Genomic DNA, 15574 nt, shown 5'->3' with positions numbered 1-15574 from the left:
GTCAGACCGGTCGAACCAATTTTTCGAAAAACCGCTTGTTATCCCAGAAAATCCGGGCGTAGACTGAACCCGCACTGGACATACCGGTAAGACCACAACAATTAAGTTCCAATGCCGTGGCCACAGGTCCGGACAAGGAACGCCGACCAGGATCCTCCCCATGCTCAAATGGTGCTCGCGTTCGATTTTCCTTCAGGTCGTCCTTGGATTGGTGCTGGGCATCATCTTCGGGCTCACCCTTCCCGAATACTCAACCCAGCTCAAACCCCTGGGCGACGGCTTCATCAAGCTGATCAAGATGCTGATCGGGCTGATCGTCTTCTGCGTGGTGGTCAGCGGCATTTCCGGCGCCGGCGACCTGAAGAAGGTCGGGCGTATCGGCCTCAAGTCGGTGATCTACTTCGAGGTGCTGACCACCATTGCCCTGCTGATCGGGCTGATCCTGGCCTTCTCCACCGGCATCGGCAGCGGCGCCAACATCCATCTGGAGCAACTGTCCAAGGCCGCCCTGGGCGACCTCGCCGATCGTGGCCAACACCTGCGCGGGGCCACGCAGTTCCTGATGGACCTGATCCCCAACTCGGTACTCAGCGCCTTTGCCGACAACAACATCCTGCAGGTGCTGCTGTTCTCGGTCCTGTTCGGCAGCGCCCTGAACCTGGTGGGCGAGTCGGCCTCGGGCATCTCGCGTCTGATCAACGAACTGAGCCATGTGATCTTCCGCATCATGGGCATGATCGTGCGCCTGGCGCCGATCGGCGTATTCGGCGCCATCGCCTTCACCACCAGCACCTACGGCCTGGAATCGCTGCGGCAACTGGGCAACCTGGTGGCCCTGTTCTATGTCACCTGCCTGGCCTTCGTCGTGCTGATCCTCGGCCTGGTGATGCGCGTGTCGGGGCTGCGGATCCTGCCGTTCCTCAAGTATTTCCGTGAAGACCTGCTGATCGTCATGGGTACAGCCTCCTCGGACGCCGTTTTGCCGCAAGTGATGCGCAAGCTCGAACACCTGGGAATCGGCAGCTCGACGGTCGGCCTGGTGATTCCCACCGGCTACTCGTTCAACCTAGACGGTTTCTCGATCTACCTGACCCTGGCCATCGTCTTCATCGCCAATGCCACCGGTACTCCGCTGGCCCTGACCGACCTGCTGACCATCCTGCTGGTATCACTGATCACCTCCAAGGGCGCCCATGGCATTCCCGGTTCGGCCCTGGTGATCCTCGCCGCGACCCTGTCGGCGATCCCGGCGATTCCGGTGGTCGGCCTGGTGCTGGTGCTGGCGGTCGACTGGTTCATGGGCATCGGCCGGGCCATGACCAACCTGATCGGCAACTGCGTGGCCACCGTGGCCATCGCCCGCTGGGAAAAGGACATCGACCTGCAGCGGGCGCACAAGGTGCTCGAAGGCCAGCAGGGTTATGCCTTCACCCCGAGAAAGCCGAACCCCTCCGCTCATCAGCAGGAGTTCTGATGCGATATGCCCACGCAAGGGCACCTGTACCGACCCGGCAGGGCCCGCCTCGGCGCTGCCTGCGGGTCGTGACCTGACCGCTTCACCTGGGAGAGCACCGTGATCAGCTCATCGACCGTCGTCAATTCAGTGGTGGAAAAACTCCGCGCCGCCCTGGCCCGTGGCCAGTGGCGCTCGGGCGAGATGCTGCCGGGCCAGCGTGAGCTGGCCGAACAACTGGGCATCAGCCGCCCGAGCCTGCGCGAAGCCGTCACCGTGCTGGAGACCCTTGGCCTGGTGCGGTCCATGCCCGGCAAGGGCGTGCTGGTCCTGAACAGTGCTGCAGAAACCGTACGGGCTCACGAAGGAATGACCGAGGCCAGCCTCGAGGACATCCTGCAACTGCGCTACACCCTGGAACCGTTCATCGTCGGTCTGGTGGCGCAATCGATCAGCAGCAAGGAAGTCGGCCAGTTGCGCCTGACCCTGATGGACATGCGCGAAGCCCTGGAGGCCAACGACAGCGAGGCCGGGCTGAACGCCTACATCGCCTTCCACGAAGAGCTGTTCGCCCTGACCTCCAACCCGATATTCCAGAACGTGGTGCAACAGACCGGCAACGCCCTCAAACAGAGCGCCGAGGTCCTGCGCAACTCGCCGGAGCACCTGGCCGAACGCCTGCAGGAAAACGAAGCCGTGGTCCGCGCCATCCGCAACAAGAACAGCGCCCTGGCCAGTGCGCAAATGCGCCGGCACATTCTTCAGGAAGGCTTGCGCATGGGCATCGAACTCACCATTCCGGACGACCATCCGGGCAGTATCGAGCAGTAATCCACCTCTCGAAGGGAGACCGGTCATGAACAGCGTAGCGACACTTCTGCCCTTCCCCGCCGCCCGCGCGCGCCGGCGGCCTCATGCCCGGCAGGCACTGCCGGGCGCCGACGGCCTCTATGCGCGGGTTTTCGAGGACATTCTCGAAGGACGCTTCGCCGCAGGGCTGAGCGAGGAGCTGTTGATGCGCACCTACACCGCCGGCCGCAGCGAGGTACGTCGCGTGGTGACGCGCCTGACCCGCCAACGGATCATCCACGCCCGCCCGAATCAGCGGGCCCACGTCGCCCAACCGGATGCCGAACAGATACGCCAGGTCCTGCAGGCGCGGCGGATGGCTGAAGGCACGGTGATCCAGTTGCTTTGCGGGAGGGTCGATTTAGTGGCGCTCGACTCATTGCGGATGCTGGTCGCCCGGGAACGCCAGAGCCTCGAAGAACATCGGCCGAGCACGGCGACCCGGCTGGGCGGCGAATTCCACCTGCAACTGGCACGGACGGCGGGTAACGTACCCTTGATGCACTTTCTGGAAGGGCTGGTTCCGCTGACCGGGTTGGCCCTGGCCGCTCGCCCGGGACCGCATGACCAAGGCTGGCAGGTACGACAGGCCATCCTCGCTGCCATCCAGGACGACAATGCCCGGGCAGGCATCGAGAAGATGACCCACTATCTGCAGCAGCTCGAGGGATTGGTGGCGGGGTAATCCCGTCCAACACCTCTTCAACCTGCCTGGGTCAGAGTCGCGCCATCCTGGCGAAGCCCTCGCGGATCTTCTCTTCAGGCAAATCATCGGCAATGAAGACGATGACACTCTCACGAGCCGCGCCCTCTTCCCATTCGGTATCCCAGTCGAAACCGTAAAGCTTGAGCACGCCCTGGAACACCAGGCGGCGCGGTTCGCCGGCGATATTCAGCACGCCCTTGTAGCGCAGCAGTTGCTTGCCGTGCTCCTCCAGCAGCTCGTTCATGAACTCGCTGAGCCGATCGATATCCAGCGGCTGGTCGGTGCGCAGCACCAGGCTGGAAATGCGGTCGATGGAGTGTCCCTTGCGGACCGGCCGCAGGCTCACGCCACCGCCCAGGTCGGCGTTGAGGTTGAAGCCGCGGACATCCAGCAGTTCTGCCAGGTCGATATTGCCATGCTCGACGATGCGGATCGGTGCCCGCCGGTTGATCCGCGTCAGGCGCTCGCTCAAGGCGTCGAAGGTCGCTTCGTCCACCAGGTCGCGCTTGCTCACCAGCAGTCGGTCGGCAAAGCCGATCTGCGCCTGGGCGATGGTCTGGGTCAGGTGATGTTCGGCGTGGGCGGCATCCACCAGGGTGATGATGCCGTCGAGCAGGTAGCGTTCGCGCAGCTCTTCATCGATGAAGAAGGTCTGCGCCACCGGCGCCGGGTCGGCCAGCCCGGTGCACTCGATCACCAGTCGGTCGAAGAGGATTTCACCACGGTCCAGGCGTTCGAGCAGCAGATACAACGCCTTGGTCAGGTCGGTGTGGATGGTGCAGCAGACGCAGCCGTTGGACAGCGTCATGACTTGCACCGGCTCGGCACCGAGCAGTTGGGTGTCGATGCCGGCATCGCTGAATTCGTTCTCGATCACGGCGATTTTCAGGCCGTGCTCGGCCTTGAGCAGGTGGCGCAGCAAGGTGGTCTTGCCAGCGCCGAGAAAACCGCTGAGGACGGTGACGGGAATAGGAACGGACAAACGCGAATCTCCCATACGCTAGAAAAACGGTAGGAGCCCGGCTTGCCGGCGAAGGCGTCCTCAGGAACACCTTCGCCGGCAAGCCGGGCTCCTACCGTGCGGTGTTATCTGCAAGCCACGCAGGCTAGCAGCACTTGGGCCCACCCTTGCCGCCGTAACGGGCTTCCTGGCGTTCCCGGAAGAACGCCTCGTAGCTCATCACCGGCTTGTCCGGGTGCCTGGTCTGCATATGCTCGACATAGGTGTCGTAGTCGGGCATGCCGACCATCAGGCGCGCGGCCTGCCCGAGGTACTTACCGAGACGACTCAGGTCATTGAACATTGCAGTACCCTCCCATCATGCCCCAGGCACGGCCTGGAACGGTGTTTCCTTGTCCGTACGCTCCTTGTTGCCCAACGCCGCGACACCGACCCTGAAGGCATAGAACAGGATGCTGAAGACCACGAACAGGAACAGCGCCGTCAGCGTCGCGTTGGTGTAAGCGTTGAAGATCACGTGCTGCATCTGGTTGATGTCCTTGGCCGGGGCCAGTACCTGCCCGGCTTCCAGCGCGGTGCTGTACTTCTTCGCCAGGGCGAGGAAGCCAATCGCCGGGTTGGCGTCGAACAGCTTGATGAAGCCCGCGGTGGTGGTGCAGACCAGCAGCCAGAGCGCCGGCAGCAGGGTCACCCAGATGTAGCGCTGGCGCTTCATCTTGATCAGTACGACGGTGCCGAGCATCAGCGCGATACCCGCCAGCATCTGGTTGGAGATACCGAACAGCGGCCACAGGGTGTTGATGCCACCCAGCGGATCGACCACGCCCTGGTACAGCAGGTAGCCCCAGAGTGCCACGCAACCGGCGGTGGCGATCAGGTTGGCGGTCCAGGACTCGGTACGCTTGAGCGATGGCACGAAAGAGCCCAGCAGGTCCTGCAGCATGAAGCGCCCGGCACGGGTACCGGCATCGACCGCCGTCAGGATGAACAGCGCTTCGAACAGGATCGCGAAGTGGTACCAGAACGCCATGGTGTTCTCGCCCGGCAGGACGTGATGCAGGATCTGCGCGATACCGACCGCCAGGGTCGGCGCACCACCGGCACGGGCCAGGATGGTGGTTTCGCCGATGTCACGGGCCACCGCCTGCAACGCATCCGGGGTAATCGTAAAGCCCCAGCTGCTGACGGTCTGCGCCACGGCCACCGCATCCGCACCGACCACCGCAGCCGGGCTGTTCATGGCGAAGTACACGCCCGGATCGATCACCGAGGCGGCAACCATCGCCATGATCGCCACGAAGGACTCCATCAGCATGCCGCCGTAGCCGATGTAGCGGGCGTTGGTTTCGTTATCCAGCAGCTTCGGCGTGGTCCCGGAGGAGATCAGCGCGTGGAAGCCGGACACCGCGCCACAGGCGATGGTGATGAACAGGAACGGGAACAGCCCGCCTTTCCAGACCGGCCCGGTACCGTCGACGAACTGGGTCAGCGCCGGCATCTTCAGCATCGGCATGGTGATCAGGATACCGATCGCCAGGGCGATGATGGTGCCGATCTTGAGGAAGGTCGACAGGTAGTCCCGGGGTGCCAGGATCAGCCACACCGGCAGCACCGCGGCGACGAAACCGTAGCCGATCAGCATCCAGGTGATCTGCACGCCGGTGAAGGTGAAGGCCTTGGCCCAGACCGGATCGGCGGCGATCTGCCCGCCCAGCCAGATCGAGCCGAGCAGCAGCAGGACGCCGATGATCGAGATCTCACCGATGCGGCCCGGACGGATGTAGCGCATGTAGACGCCCATGAACATCGCGATCGGGATGGTCGCCATCACCGTGAAAATGCCCCATGGGCTCTCGGCCAGGGCCTTGACCACGATCAGCGCCAGCACCGCGAGGATGATGATCATGATCAGGAAGCAGCCGAACAGGGCGATGGTCCCCGGAATCCGGCCCATTTCCTCGCGCACCATGTCGCCCAGGGAGCGACCGTTGCGACGGGTGGACAGGAACAGCACCATGAAATCCTGGACCGCGCCGGCCAGCACCACCCCGGCGATCAGCCAGAGCGTGCCGGGCAGGTAGCCCATCTGCGCGGCCAGCACCGGGCCGACCAGCGGGCCTGCACCGGCAATCGCCGCGAAGTGGTGACCGAAAAGAATGTGTTTGTTGGTTGGCACATAGTCCAGACCGTCGTTGTTCAGCACGGCCGGCGTCGCTCGATTGGCATCGAGCTGCATGACGCTGTTGGCGATGAACAGACTGTAGTAACGGTAGGCAACCAGATAGATCGCCACGGCGGCGACCACGATCCACAAGGCGTTGATCGCCTCGCCGCGGCGCAAGGCCACTACGCCCAGGGCGCACGCTCCTAAGATCGCCAGCACCAGCCAGGGGAGGTGGCGTAGCGGGCTATTATTATTTTTCATTTTGAGATTCCAGCCAGATGGACAGAAAGACAGCCACCTTGAGTTTAGCGCCAAAGCGCCCCGTGACCATACCCGACGTTGGTATAGGGCGGTCTTTTCTTGCCGCCGGGACAATTTTCGGGACATCGCGCCGACGGATGAGCAGCCCTTCTCATGCCTGGCCGCTTGCCTGGCCCGGCATGGGGTCTATAGTCAGCAGAGTCCGCACAGGAACCTGAACATGAGTGACCATCCGATCAATCGTCGCCGTTTCAAGCGTATCGCGTTCGATGCCATCACCACCCTGAGCCAGGGAGATACGGTCTGGTCGGCGCAACTGGTAGACCTTTCCCTGAAGGGACTGCTGGCCCACCAGCCGGACAAGTGGCCCGACGACGCAGCGGGCATCTTCCTGGTGGATATCCGCCTGGCGAAAAACGCCCATGTGAAAATGGATGCCGAGCTGGTCCACGTGGACCATCACCATCTGGGCTTCAAATGCCTGCACATCGGCCTGGAATCGATCCAGCACCTGCGCCGCCTGGTCGAACTGAACCTGGGTGACGAAGAGGAACTGGAACGGGAGCTGGACGCCCTGTTCGAGAGTTGATCACCCGGGTGCCACCGCGATCGGCGGCGCCCGGGATCATGCGGTCAGGGAAAGACCGAACGCTGGGGGAAGTCGCCTTCGGACTCCCAGTAGCCCTTCTCTTCCCGCGACGACACCTGCCAGACGTCACCCTTGAGGCGATAGGTCCGGTAGGTGGTCACGAAATCGTCACTGTCATCATCGGCCATCGACGACGACACCTGGAAAATCTCCGGCTGCGCGTCGTCGGCCTGCCAGGCCGCCTTGCCGGTCTGGGCGAGGAATAGTGGCTTGAGTGTGCCATCGGCCGCCTGATACTGCATCGGCTGCAGCTTGCGCCGGGCCGGCATCAGCACCTGGGTCGCCGGGCCGCTGTAGCTGCCCATCGGTGCGGTCTGGTCGACCGTGAGGAAAAATGCCGGGCTCGGCATGCCCTCCATCGCGGCCTTTTCCAGGGTCGCCAGCGGATAGGCCAGCCCCACGCTCCCGACCTCGTCACCGGAAGCCGACAGCAGCCGCAGGCGGGCCTCGACGATCGGCCGGCTGGCGACATCCTTCGCCAGCGCCTCGTCGTCAAAGGCATCCTCGTCAAACGCACTGCCATTGCCCCAGAGCGACTGATGCAGATCCGAAGTGATCCGCACATCCTCCAGCAACTCCAGCTCACCGCCATCGCCCGTGGGCATCTGCTGGGCCAGGCGATAACCTGGCGGCACCGTGGCCGCACCGGCCAAACCGGCCCACAGCATGCAACCTGCCAAACACATTGCCGTACCGACAATCCGCATCCCGATGACTCCTTATCCGGTTATTCGAACAACGCGTCCAGCGCCTGCTCCAGGCGCGTGACCGCAATGATTTTCAGGCCCTGTGGCGACTCCTTCGGCGCGTTGCCCTTGGGCACGATGGCGCGCTTGAAGCCATGCTTGGCCGCTTCCTTCAGGCGCTCCTGGCCACTGGGCACCGGGCGCACCTCACCCGACAGGCCGACCTCGCCGAACACCAGCAGGTCGTGGGGCAAGGGCCGGTTGCGCAGGCTGGACATCACCGCCGCCATCAAGGCCAGGTCGGACGCGGTCTCCAGCACTTTCACGCCACCGACCACGTTGAGAAACACGTCCTGGTCATGGGTAGGAATGCCACCATGTCGATGCAGGACCGCCAGCAGCATCGCCAGGCGGTTCTGATCCAGGCCCAGGGTCACCCGCCGCGGGTTGGCCATGTGGCTGTCGTCGACCAGCGCCTGCACCTCCACCAGCATCGGCCGGGTGCCTTCCCAGGTGGCCATGACCACGCTCCCGGGCACCTCTTCCTGGGCGCGGGTGAGGAAAATCGCCGACGGGTTGGAGACCTCCTTCAGGCCGCGGTCGGTCATGCCGAACACCCCCAGCTCGTTGACCGCGCCGAAACGGTTCTTCACCGCCCGCAGCAGGCGCAGGCGGCCATCGGACTCGCCCTCGAAATACAGCACCGTGTCGACCATATGCTCCAGCACCCGCGGCCCGGCCAGGGCGCCTTCCTTGGTCACGTGACCGACGAGGAAGATCGCCGTGCCGCTCTGCTTGGCATAACGCACCAGCAACGCCGCGCTTTCGCGCACCTGGGCCACGCCGCCGGGTGCCGATTGCAGCTGTTCGGTGAAAATCGTCTGGATCGAGTCGATCACCATGACCTTGGGCTTTTCCACCCGGGCGGTGGCGATGATGCTCTCGATGCAGGTCTCGGTCATCACCCGCAACTGGTCCTGGGGCAGGCCCAGCCGCCGGGCGCGCATGGCCACCTGCTGCTGCGACTCCTCGCCGGTGACGTACAGCGCCGGCATGCGCGTGGCGATATTGCACAGGGTCTGCAGCAGGATGGTCGACTTGCCGATGCCCGGGTCGCCGCCGATCAGCACCACCGAGCCATCCACCAGGCCGCCGCCGAGCACGCGATCGAGTTCGGCCGAGGCGGTGGAGAAACGCGGGATCTCCTCGACGCTGACTTCGGCCAGGGTCTTGATCTGGGCCTGCTGCCCGGCCCAGCCGGTACGCCCGCTGGGTGCCGCGGCGCCGCCGCTTTCCACCAGGGTTTCGGTGAGGGTGTTCCAGGCCCCGCACTCGCCGCACTGGCCGGCCCATTTGGGAAAGGTCGCGCCGCACTCGGTGCAGCCGTACATGCGCTTGGCCTTGGCCATCTCGTTCCCCCCATGGAAAAACCGCGATGATAGCTCAGCCAGCGCCGATCAGCGCGTCGGCGGCGTACGGATTTGCCCCTCGACCAGGCGTGCCGCGCTGTTGCCCAGCGGGTCCTCGGCCTGAAGATCGGCCCCCTTGGCGGCCAGCGCCTCGAGCAGCGCGGTGCGCTTGAACAGCCCGGCGTACATCGCCGCCGTCTGACCGGCGGCGTTGCGCTGGTCGGGATTGCAGTCGCTGTTCAACAGGCGTCGGGCAATCCGCACCTCCCCCTTGAAGATCGCCCCCATCAGCGCGGTGTTGCCGCGCTTGTCCTGGACACACGCATTGGCCCCGGCCGCCAGCAGGCGCTCCACCGCCGGCCCCTGGCCGTGATAGGCCGCCAGGATCAGCGCGGTGTAGCCCTGGGCGTCCTGGGTATCGAGCGGATAACCGGCGTCGATGAAAGTTTGCAGCATCTGGACGTCGCCACGGCGGGCGGCATCGAAGTAGTAGTCCTGGATCTGCGCCTTGAGCGCTTGCGGATCGGCAGGCACCGCCGGCTGATCGGCCGAGGCGCTGCAGGCACAGGCCAGGAGGAACAACAACACAGGGATACGCATCGTATGACTCCGCGATAACACCTCAATCGTCCCGGGTCCCCCCGCGGCAAGCGCCGCGAGGGGACCCGGCCCACAAGCCGGCAGGTCAGTCCACCAGCTTCGCCGCCAGCGCCTTGACCCGTGCCAGGTCGCCCTTGGCCACCTTGGTCACGCCGGTGCCGTACTCGGGATCGGCCTTGTAGAGGAACGACAGGATGATGTGCTTGCTCTCGTCGTCGGTATCGGCCAGCGAGCCACCGAAGTTCTCGATCAGGTCCTGCTTCTCCTTCTGGCTGTAGGAGCGGTACAGGTCCCCGGCCTGCTTGAAGTTCTGCTCACGCTGGATCTTCGCCTGCTGGGTGCTGCCCGACAGGGGCAACTGGCTGTAGCGCGCCGACTGCGGTTCCTCGCGCGGTAACAGGCGGCTCGGCTGGTAGTTCACCCCGGTGCTGCTGTGCCCGCTGTTCATCGCGCCATCCTGATTGCCGTTGTTCACCGCCACCCGTGGCGCATTGATCGGCAGTTGCAGCGCATTCGGACCAACGCGATACATCTGCGTATCGGCATAGGAAAACACCCGGCCCTGCAACAGGCGATCCTCGGACGGCTCGATCCCCGGTACCAGGTTCGCCGGGGCCATGGCCACCTGCTCGGTCTCCTGGAACACGTTGGCCGGGTTGCGATCGAGCACCATCTGCCCGACCTTGCGCTCCGGCACGCCGGGCCAGATCTTGGTCGCATCGAGCGGATCGAAGTCGAACTTGCCCAGTTCCTGTGGCGTCAGCACCTGGACATAGAGATCCCACTTGGGAAAGTCGCCCTTGTTGATGTGACTGACCAGGTCATGGGTCATGTGGCTGTAGTCGCGGCCCTGCACCTCGACGACCTGTTTCGGATCGAGGTTGCGGATGCCCTGCAGGCTTTTCCAGTGGAACTTGACGTAGTGCACCTCGCCCTTGGCATTGATCAATTTGTAGGCATGCACGCCGTTGCCGTCCATCTCCCGGTAGCTGGCCGGTGTGCCGGAATCGGAATACAGCTCGGTCAGGGTGCGTGTGGCCTCAGGCACGTGGGAGAAAAAATCGAAACGGCGCGAATCGTCGTCCAGGTTGGTACGCGGGTCGGGCTTGAAGGCATGGACCATGTCCGGGAACTTGATCGCATCGCGGATGAAGAAGGTCGGGAAGTTGTTCCCCACCAGGTCCCAGTTGCCATCGGCGGTGTAGAACTTGGTGGCGAAACCCCGTGGGTCGCGGAGGGTTTCCGGGGAGTGGTTGCCATGTACCACCGCGGAGAAGCGCACGAATACCGGTGTCTTCTCGCCGGCGGCGAAGACCTTGGCCTTGGTCAGGTCACTCAGGTCATGGGTGACGGTGAAGGTGCCATGGGCGCCGGTACCGCGGGCATGTACCACCCGCTCAGGGATACGTTCACGGTCGAAGCGCTGCAGTTTCTGGATCAGTTGCACGTCCTGCAGCAACACCGGCCCGGTGGCGCCGGCGGTCTGCGAGTTCTGGTTGTCGCCCACCGCCGCACCGTTGTCACGGGTCAGCGTGGCGGCCTGGACAGAAAGGGATAGCAGGCTGGCGGTCAAAATACCCAGCATGCGCCGAGTGGGAATAGCTCCCGAAACAGGAGTGATCTGCATGTCGAATTCCTCTTGATGTTGTGGTGCGCATCCAGATGCGCTCAACAGAGGCTAGAGACCGATCCGACGATTTCTAAATAGAAAAGCTCGAAGACCCCGATTGAAAAATTCCACGGGGCAAGACACGCCAGAAGGCGTATTTCGCGCGATTGGTGGCACTTTGCAAACTTATTGCCCGGCGGCGGGTCGATTAAGACGGGGGGGTGTAGGGCCCGGCATAGCGCAAGATGCCGGCGGCTGAATTACACTGCGTTCACTCAACTCATCTGCAACAGGGAATAAACTATGGGCGTGCTCAGTGAGTTCAAGGCCTTCGCGGTCAAGGGCAATGTGGTCGACATGGCCGTGGGGATCATCATCGGCGCGGCCTTCGGCAAGATCGTTTCGTCCTTCGTCGGCGACGTGGTGATGCCACCGATCGGCCTGCTGATCGGCGGGGTGGATTTCAGCAACCTGGCGATCACCCTCAAGGCTGCCGAGGGCAATACACCGGCCGTGGTGCTGGCCTACGGCAAGTTCATCCAGACCTGTATCGACTTCCTCATCGTCGCCTTCGCCATCTTCATGGGCGTCAAGGTGATCAACCGGCTCAAGCGCGAGGAGGCCGTGGCGCCGAGCGCGCCACCGGTGCCGACCAAACAGGAAGAACTGCTGGGCGAGATCCGCGACCTGCTCAAGGCCCGCAACGACAAGCCCTGAGCAACCGGCAAAAAAACAACGGCGCCTGCAGGGCGCCGTTTTTCTACCAGTAGTTTTCCACCGCGACCTGCCCCGGGCGGCGACTCAGGCTGAGCTGCAGGTCGCGTTGCTTGAGCACCTGGCGGGTGTCATCGATCATCTGCGGGTTGCCACAGATCATCACCCGCGAATGCACCGCGTCCAGGGTCACCCCGGCGGCCCGCTCCAGTTCGCCATTCTCGATCAACTGCGGGATCCGCCCTGCCAGTGCCCCCGGCAGCGCCTCGCGGGTGACGATGGGCACGAACTGCAGCTTGTGCGCATGCTCGGCCAGGTAGTCACGCTCGGCCAGCCCGGCAATCAGCTCACGGTACGCCAGTTCGGCCCCCTGGCGTACGCTGTAGACCAGCAGAATCCGCTCGAAGCGTTCCCAGACCTCGAAGTCCTGCAGGATCGACAGGAACGGGGCCACCCCGGTGCCGGTGGCCAGCAGCCAGAGATCGCGTCCGTCGACGAAACGGTCAAGGGTCAGGTAGCCCACGGCCTGGCGTTCGATCAGCAGCGAGTCGCCCACGGCCAGGCGACTCAGCTCACTGGTAAACTCCCCTCCCGGAACGACGATGGAAAAGAATTCGAGAAAATCGTCATGGGGCGACGACACCATCGAATAGGCCCGCCACACCACGCTGCCATCGGCCTTGGTCACCCCCAGGCGGGCGAACTGACCGGCCCGGAAGCGGAATCCAGCATCCCGTGTGGTTCGCAGGGTGAACAGGCTGGAAGTCAGGGGGCAGACCTCGAGCAGGGTCTGCCGGGTGAATTTTTCGGCACTGACGGTCATGGTGCGCTCCATCGGGAATGTGCCCCCAGTTTCGCGCAAAGCCGGCCACAGAAACACCGGTGATTTGTAGTGGTATAAGTTTTCAGAAAAAACATATACAAAAAAAATAAAAAATATAGCCACTAGCAAAAACATGAAGTTACAAGAGCATACCAAGCATAATCTAATAATACCCCCACTAATCCTCACACATTTTCACACTTGGCAAGACACACGAAAACCCACAAAAGGCCAAATGATATTATGCCCTGCGCGATAAACCCGCCCCTTGAAAGGCGATAAAAATATCAGTGCCATATAAAAAAATCACACCCAGAACAAGAATTTTCCTACACTACCCAAGCACGTCGGACTCAACGAATATCGCGTCTAGGAAGGGTACCTCAATGGAGAACTGGCAGGATAATCAACTGCACCAGCTCATGAGTGAAAAAGAAGAACAGGCAGTCTTCAATGCGGTTTTCAATCTGGCAGGTCAAATACGTTTCACTTTTGTTTCATTCAGGGTCAGCAGCTTATTAGGAGGCACTCAGCCCAACACCTCATCCTTCAATAATTACCCCGCAGAATGGAATGCATGTTATCAGCGCAACAACTACATTGCCGTCGACCCCCTGCTCACGCACTGCCACAACTCGGTGTTCCCCATCCTGTGGGGACCTGAAGCCTTCAGAAGTGCCCCGGCGCTCTGGCGTGACATGCAGGCCCATGGTCTCAACCACGGCTGGTCGCAGTCGGTCCACGACATTCGCGGGATTGTCAGCACCCTGAGCCTGTCGCGAACCTGCGAGCCCATCACCTCCAACGAGTTCTACTCCAAGACAGGTCATGTGCTGTGGCTGTGCAACTGGCTGCACTCGTTCATGGCGCAAAGACTGGCCAGTTCCCGTCCGGCACAGAACAGCCATCCGCTGTCGCCGCGGGAGACCGAAATTCTCAAGTGGACGGCCGAAGGCAAGACCGCCGCAGAGATAGCCAACATTCTCAATCTGACCACGCGAACCGTGGGTTTCCACATGAGCACCATCATGAGAAAGCTGGGTGTGAGCAACAAGGCATCGGCAGTGCTGCGTGCAGCCAAATCCGGATTGCTTTACTGATTGCACCCCGATCTCCTGGCAGAAGGATCTGCCACCTCCACACGCAACAGGCAATCTGCTCGAAACCCACGTAAAATCCCCCTCCTGCCATACCGTTGCCAGCCTCGCCCGGCACGAACAGCCGTGCATGGCAGCCGCAAACCGTCCCCCAGAGCCCGTGCACCATGCCCCTGCTAGAAAGTCCGTTCGCCCGTCTCGACCTGATCCGCCAGCCTGAACAGCAGGGTGAACCCCTGCAGGCATTCGACGCGGCCGATCAATACCTGCTCGACCACCTGGCCGCACAGGGCGTCTCGCCGGGCACCCGGGTGCTGGTGCTCAACGACAGCTTCGGCGCCCTGGCCGCCAGCCTGGAAGGCCATGTACAGCTCACCAGCAGTGGTGATTCGTTCCTCGCCGCGCTGGGCCTGGAAAAGAACCTGGCGCGCAATGGCAAGGCCTTCGACGCGGTCCGCCATGTACCGACCAGCGAGCAACTGGTCGGGCCGTTCGACCGGGTGCTGGTCCGCGTGCCCAAGACCCTCGCCCTGCTGGAGGAACAACTGATTCGCCTACAGGGCCAACTGGCCCCCGGCGCCCAGGTGGTCGCCGGCGCCATGGTCAAGCACCTGCCACGGGCCGCCGGTGATCTGCTGGAGCGCTACGTCGGCAACGTGCAGGCCTCGCTGGCGGTGAAAAAGGCCCGCCTGCTGGTGGCGACACCCGAGCCCCGCGACCGGGTGCCATCGCCCTACCCGACACGCTATCGGCTCGACCGCCCGGCGATCGAGTTGCTCAACCATGCCAACGTGTTCTGCCGTGAAGGCCTGGATATCGGCACGCGCGCCTTCCTCCCGCACCTGCCAGGGAACCTGGGCAGCGCCCGGGTCGCCGACCTGGGTTGCGGCAACGGCGTACTGGCCATCGCCAGCGCCCTGCAGAACCCGCAGGCCCACTACACGCTGGTGGATGAGTCGTTCATGGCGGTGCAGTCGGCGCGGGAAAACTGGCAGGCGATTCTGGGCGAGCGCGAAGTGACCGTGCGTGCCGCCGATGGCCTGGCCGGGCAGGAACCGCAGTCACTGGACGTGGTGCTGTGCAACCCGCCCTTCCACCAGCAGCAGGTGGTCGGCGACTTCCTCGCCTGGCGGATGTTCCAGCAGGCCCGGGAAGCCCTGGTGGTCGGTGGCGCACTGTACATCGTCGGCAACCGCCACCTGGGCTACCACAGCAAGCTGGCGCGGTTGTTCCGTGGGGTCGAGCAGGTGGCGGCGACGCCCAAGTTCGTGGTGCTCAAGGCGCGCAAGTAGGCGAAAGAGGGAGTCCGGCCCGCTCTCGGCGGACGTTTTTCGCGGGCCAGCCCGCTCCCACAGGGAGTATGGCGCGCACTGTCAGTGTGGGGCGGGCTTGCCCGCGAAGGGCTCAATGGGTGGTCAACCCGGCCGCGCTCATGAACAGGCGCATCAGGCTGGCCACCACGAACAGCGCCAGCACGCTGCCCGCCCAGATCATCGCCAGCCAGCCCAGGCGCTGCCAGAGCGGTTTCTTCTCGGCCTGTTCGATTTCCTGCAATGAAGGCTTGCCACGCATATCCGCTTCCTCGTCATCGAA

General features: G+C 63.3%; 16 protein-coding genes. 7 read left to right on the top strand and 9 right to left on the bottom strand.

The window, feature by feature from the left end; genetic code table 11:
• Positions 1 to 160: 160 nt before the first annotated feature.
• From ACMGT0_RS05010 to ACMGT0_RS05000, 3 genes are all read left to right on the top strand, one after another.
• The gene (locus tag ACMGT0_RS05010) at positions 161 to 1474 is read left to right on the top strand and encodes a C4-dicarboxylate transporter DctA (RefSeq protein WP_054063768.1); all 1314 of its coding nucleotides are present in this window, start codon (positions 161 to 163) and stop codon (positions 1472 to 1474) included.
• A 99-nt stretch (positions 1475 to 1573) separates the two neighbouring features.
• The gene (locus ACMGT0_RS05005; protein ID WP_054059059.1) at positions 1574 to 2284 is read left to right on the top strand and encodes a FadR/GntR family transcriptional regulator; all 711 of its coding nucleotides are present in this window, start codon (positions 1574 to 1576) and stop codon (positions 2282 to 2284) included.
• Positions 2285 to 2309: 25 nt separating this feature from the next.
• Entirely contained in the window at positions 2310 to 2987 is a 678-nt protein-coding gene (locus ACMGT0_RS05000; protein WP_416771704.1) for a GntR family transcriptional regulator, read from the top strand.
• A gap of 31 nt (positions 2988 to 3018) precedes the next feature.
• Here the strand turns inward: ACMGT0_RS05000 and yjiA are convergent, their stop codons facing one another.
• From yjiA to ACMGT0_RS04985, 3 genes are all read right to left on the bottom strand, one after another.
• On the bottom strand, positions 3019 to 4005 hold the full coding sequence (gene yjiA / locus ACMGT0_RS04995; protein WP_416771702.1) for a GTPase: 987 nt from the start codon (positions 4003 to 4005) through the stop codon (positions 3019 to 3021).
• 109 nt (positions 4006 to 4114) lie between these two features.
• Positions 4115 to 4312 (bottom strand): YbdD/YjiX family protein, encoded by a 198-nt coding sequence (locus ACMGT0_RS04990; RefSeq protein ID WP_054059064.1) that lies wholly within the window; start codon positions 4310 to 4312, stop codon positions 4115 to 4117.
• Positions 4313 to 4327: 15 nt separating this feature from the next.
• On the bottom strand, positions 4328 to 6394 hold the full coding sequence (locus ACMGT0_RS04985; protein WP_054059065.1) for a carbon starvation CstA family protein: 2067 nt from the start codon (positions 6392 to 6394) through the stop codon (positions 4328 to 4330).
• 220 nt (positions 6395 to 6614) lie between these two features.
• Between ACMGT0_RS04985 and ACMGT0_RS04980 the strand changes: the two genes are divergently transcribed.
• Positions 6615 to 6983: a PilZ domain-containing protein gene (locus ACMGT0_RS04980; protein ID WP_054059066.1), complete on the top strand. Its 369-nt coding sequence runs from the start codon at positions 6615 to 6617 to the stop codon at positions 6981 to 6983.
• A 44-nt stretch (positions 6984 to 7027) separates the two neighbouring features.
• Here ACMGT0_RS04980 and ACMGT0_RS04975 read toward each other — a convergent pair whose 3' ends face one another.
• From ACMGT0_RS04975 to katB, 4 genes are all read right to left on the bottom strand, one after another.
• Positions 7028 to 7750, bottom strand: a complete 723-nt coding sequence (locus ACMGT0_RS04975) for a hypothetical protein (RefSeq protein ID WP_054059067.1) — start codon at positions 7748 to 7750, stop codon at positions 7028 to 7030.
• A 20-nt stretch (positions 7751 to 7770) separates the two neighbouring features.
• Positions 7771 to 9138 carry a DNA repair protein RadA gene (gene radA / locus ACMGT0_RS04970; protein ID WP_054063764.1) on the bottom strand — a complete coding sequence of 456 codons (1368 nt, stop codon included), beginning with the start codon at positions 9136 to 9138 and terminating at the stop codon, positions 7771 to 7773.
• Between the two features lie 48 nt (positions 9139 to 9186).
• The gene (locus tag ACMGT0_RS04965; RefSeq protein WP_054059069.1) at positions 9187 to 9738 is read right to left on the bottom strand and encodes an ankyrin repeat domain-containing protein; all 552 of its coding nucleotides are present in this window, start codon (positions 9736 to 9738) and stop codon (positions 9187 to 9189) included.
• Between the two features lie 85 nt (positions 9739 to 9823).
• Positions 9824 to 11323 (bottom strand): catalase, encoded by a 1500-nt coding sequence (gene katB, locus ACMGT0_RS04960; protein ID WP_204375736.1) that lies wholly within the window; start codon positions 11321 to 11323, stop codon positions 9824 to 9826.
• Positions 11324 to 11650: 327 nt separating this feature from the next.
• Between katB and mscL the strand changes: the two genes are divergently transcribed.
• The gene (gene mscL / locus ACMGT0_RS04955) at positions 11651 to 12064 is read left to right on the top strand and encodes a large-conductance mechanosensitive channel protein MscL (protein WP_054059071.1); all 414 of its coding nucleotides are present in this window, start codon (positions 11651 to 11653) and stop codon (positions 12062 to 12064) included.
• A gap of 43 nt (positions 12065 to 12107) precedes the next feature.
• On the opposite strand, the gene ACMGT0_RS04950 is transcribed toward mscL, so the two are convergent.
• On the bottom strand, positions 12108 to 12884 hold the full coding sequence (locus ACMGT0_RS04950) for a ferredoxin--NADP reductase (protein ID WP_054059072.1): 777 nt from the start codon (positions 12882 to 12884) through the stop codon (positions 12108 to 12110).
• Positions 12885 to 13270: 386 nt separating this feature from the next.
• On the opposite strand from ACMGT0_RS04950, the gene ACMGT0_RS04945 reads away from it, so the two are divergent.
• Both ACMGT0_RS04945 and ACMGT0_RS04940 read left to right on the top strand, forming a co-directional pair.
• Positions 13271 to 13984 carry an autoinducer binding domain-containing protein gene (locus ACMGT0_RS04945; protein ID WP_239688000.1) on the top strand — a complete coding sequence of 238 codons (714 nt, stop codon included), beginning with the start codon at positions 13271 to 13273 and terminating at the stop codon, positions 13982 to 13984.
• Positions 13985 to 14148: 164 nt separating this feature from the next.
• Positions 14149 to 15273, top strand: coding sequence for a methyltransferase (locus tag ACMGT0_RS04940; RefSeq protein ID WP_416771698.1), 1125 nt, complete (start codon positions 14149 to 14151; stop codon positions 15271 to 15273).
• Positions 15274 to 15385: 112 nt separating this feature from the next.
• Here the strand turns inward: ACMGT0_RS04940 and ACMGT0_RS04935 are convergent, their stop codons facing one another.
• Positions 15386 to 15553 (bottom strand): DUF2474 domain-containing protein, encoded by a 168-nt coding sequence (locus ACMGT0_RS04935; RefSeq protein ID WP_081005994.1) that lies wholly within the window; start codon positions 15551 to 15553, stop codon positions 15386 to 15388.
• Between the last annotated feature and the right edge of the window lie 21 nt (positions 15554 to 15574).

It is taken from the genome of Pseudomonas sp. RHF3.3-3, assembly GCF_048069595.1.
Lineage (GTDB): Bacteria > Pseudomonadota > Gammaproteobacteria > Pseudomonadales > Pseudomonadaceae > Aquipseudomonas > Aquipseudomonas fuscovaginae_B.
The sequence above is the reverse complement of the archived record's forward strand: the minus strand, read 5'-3'. Positions and strand labels throughout refer to the sequence as shown.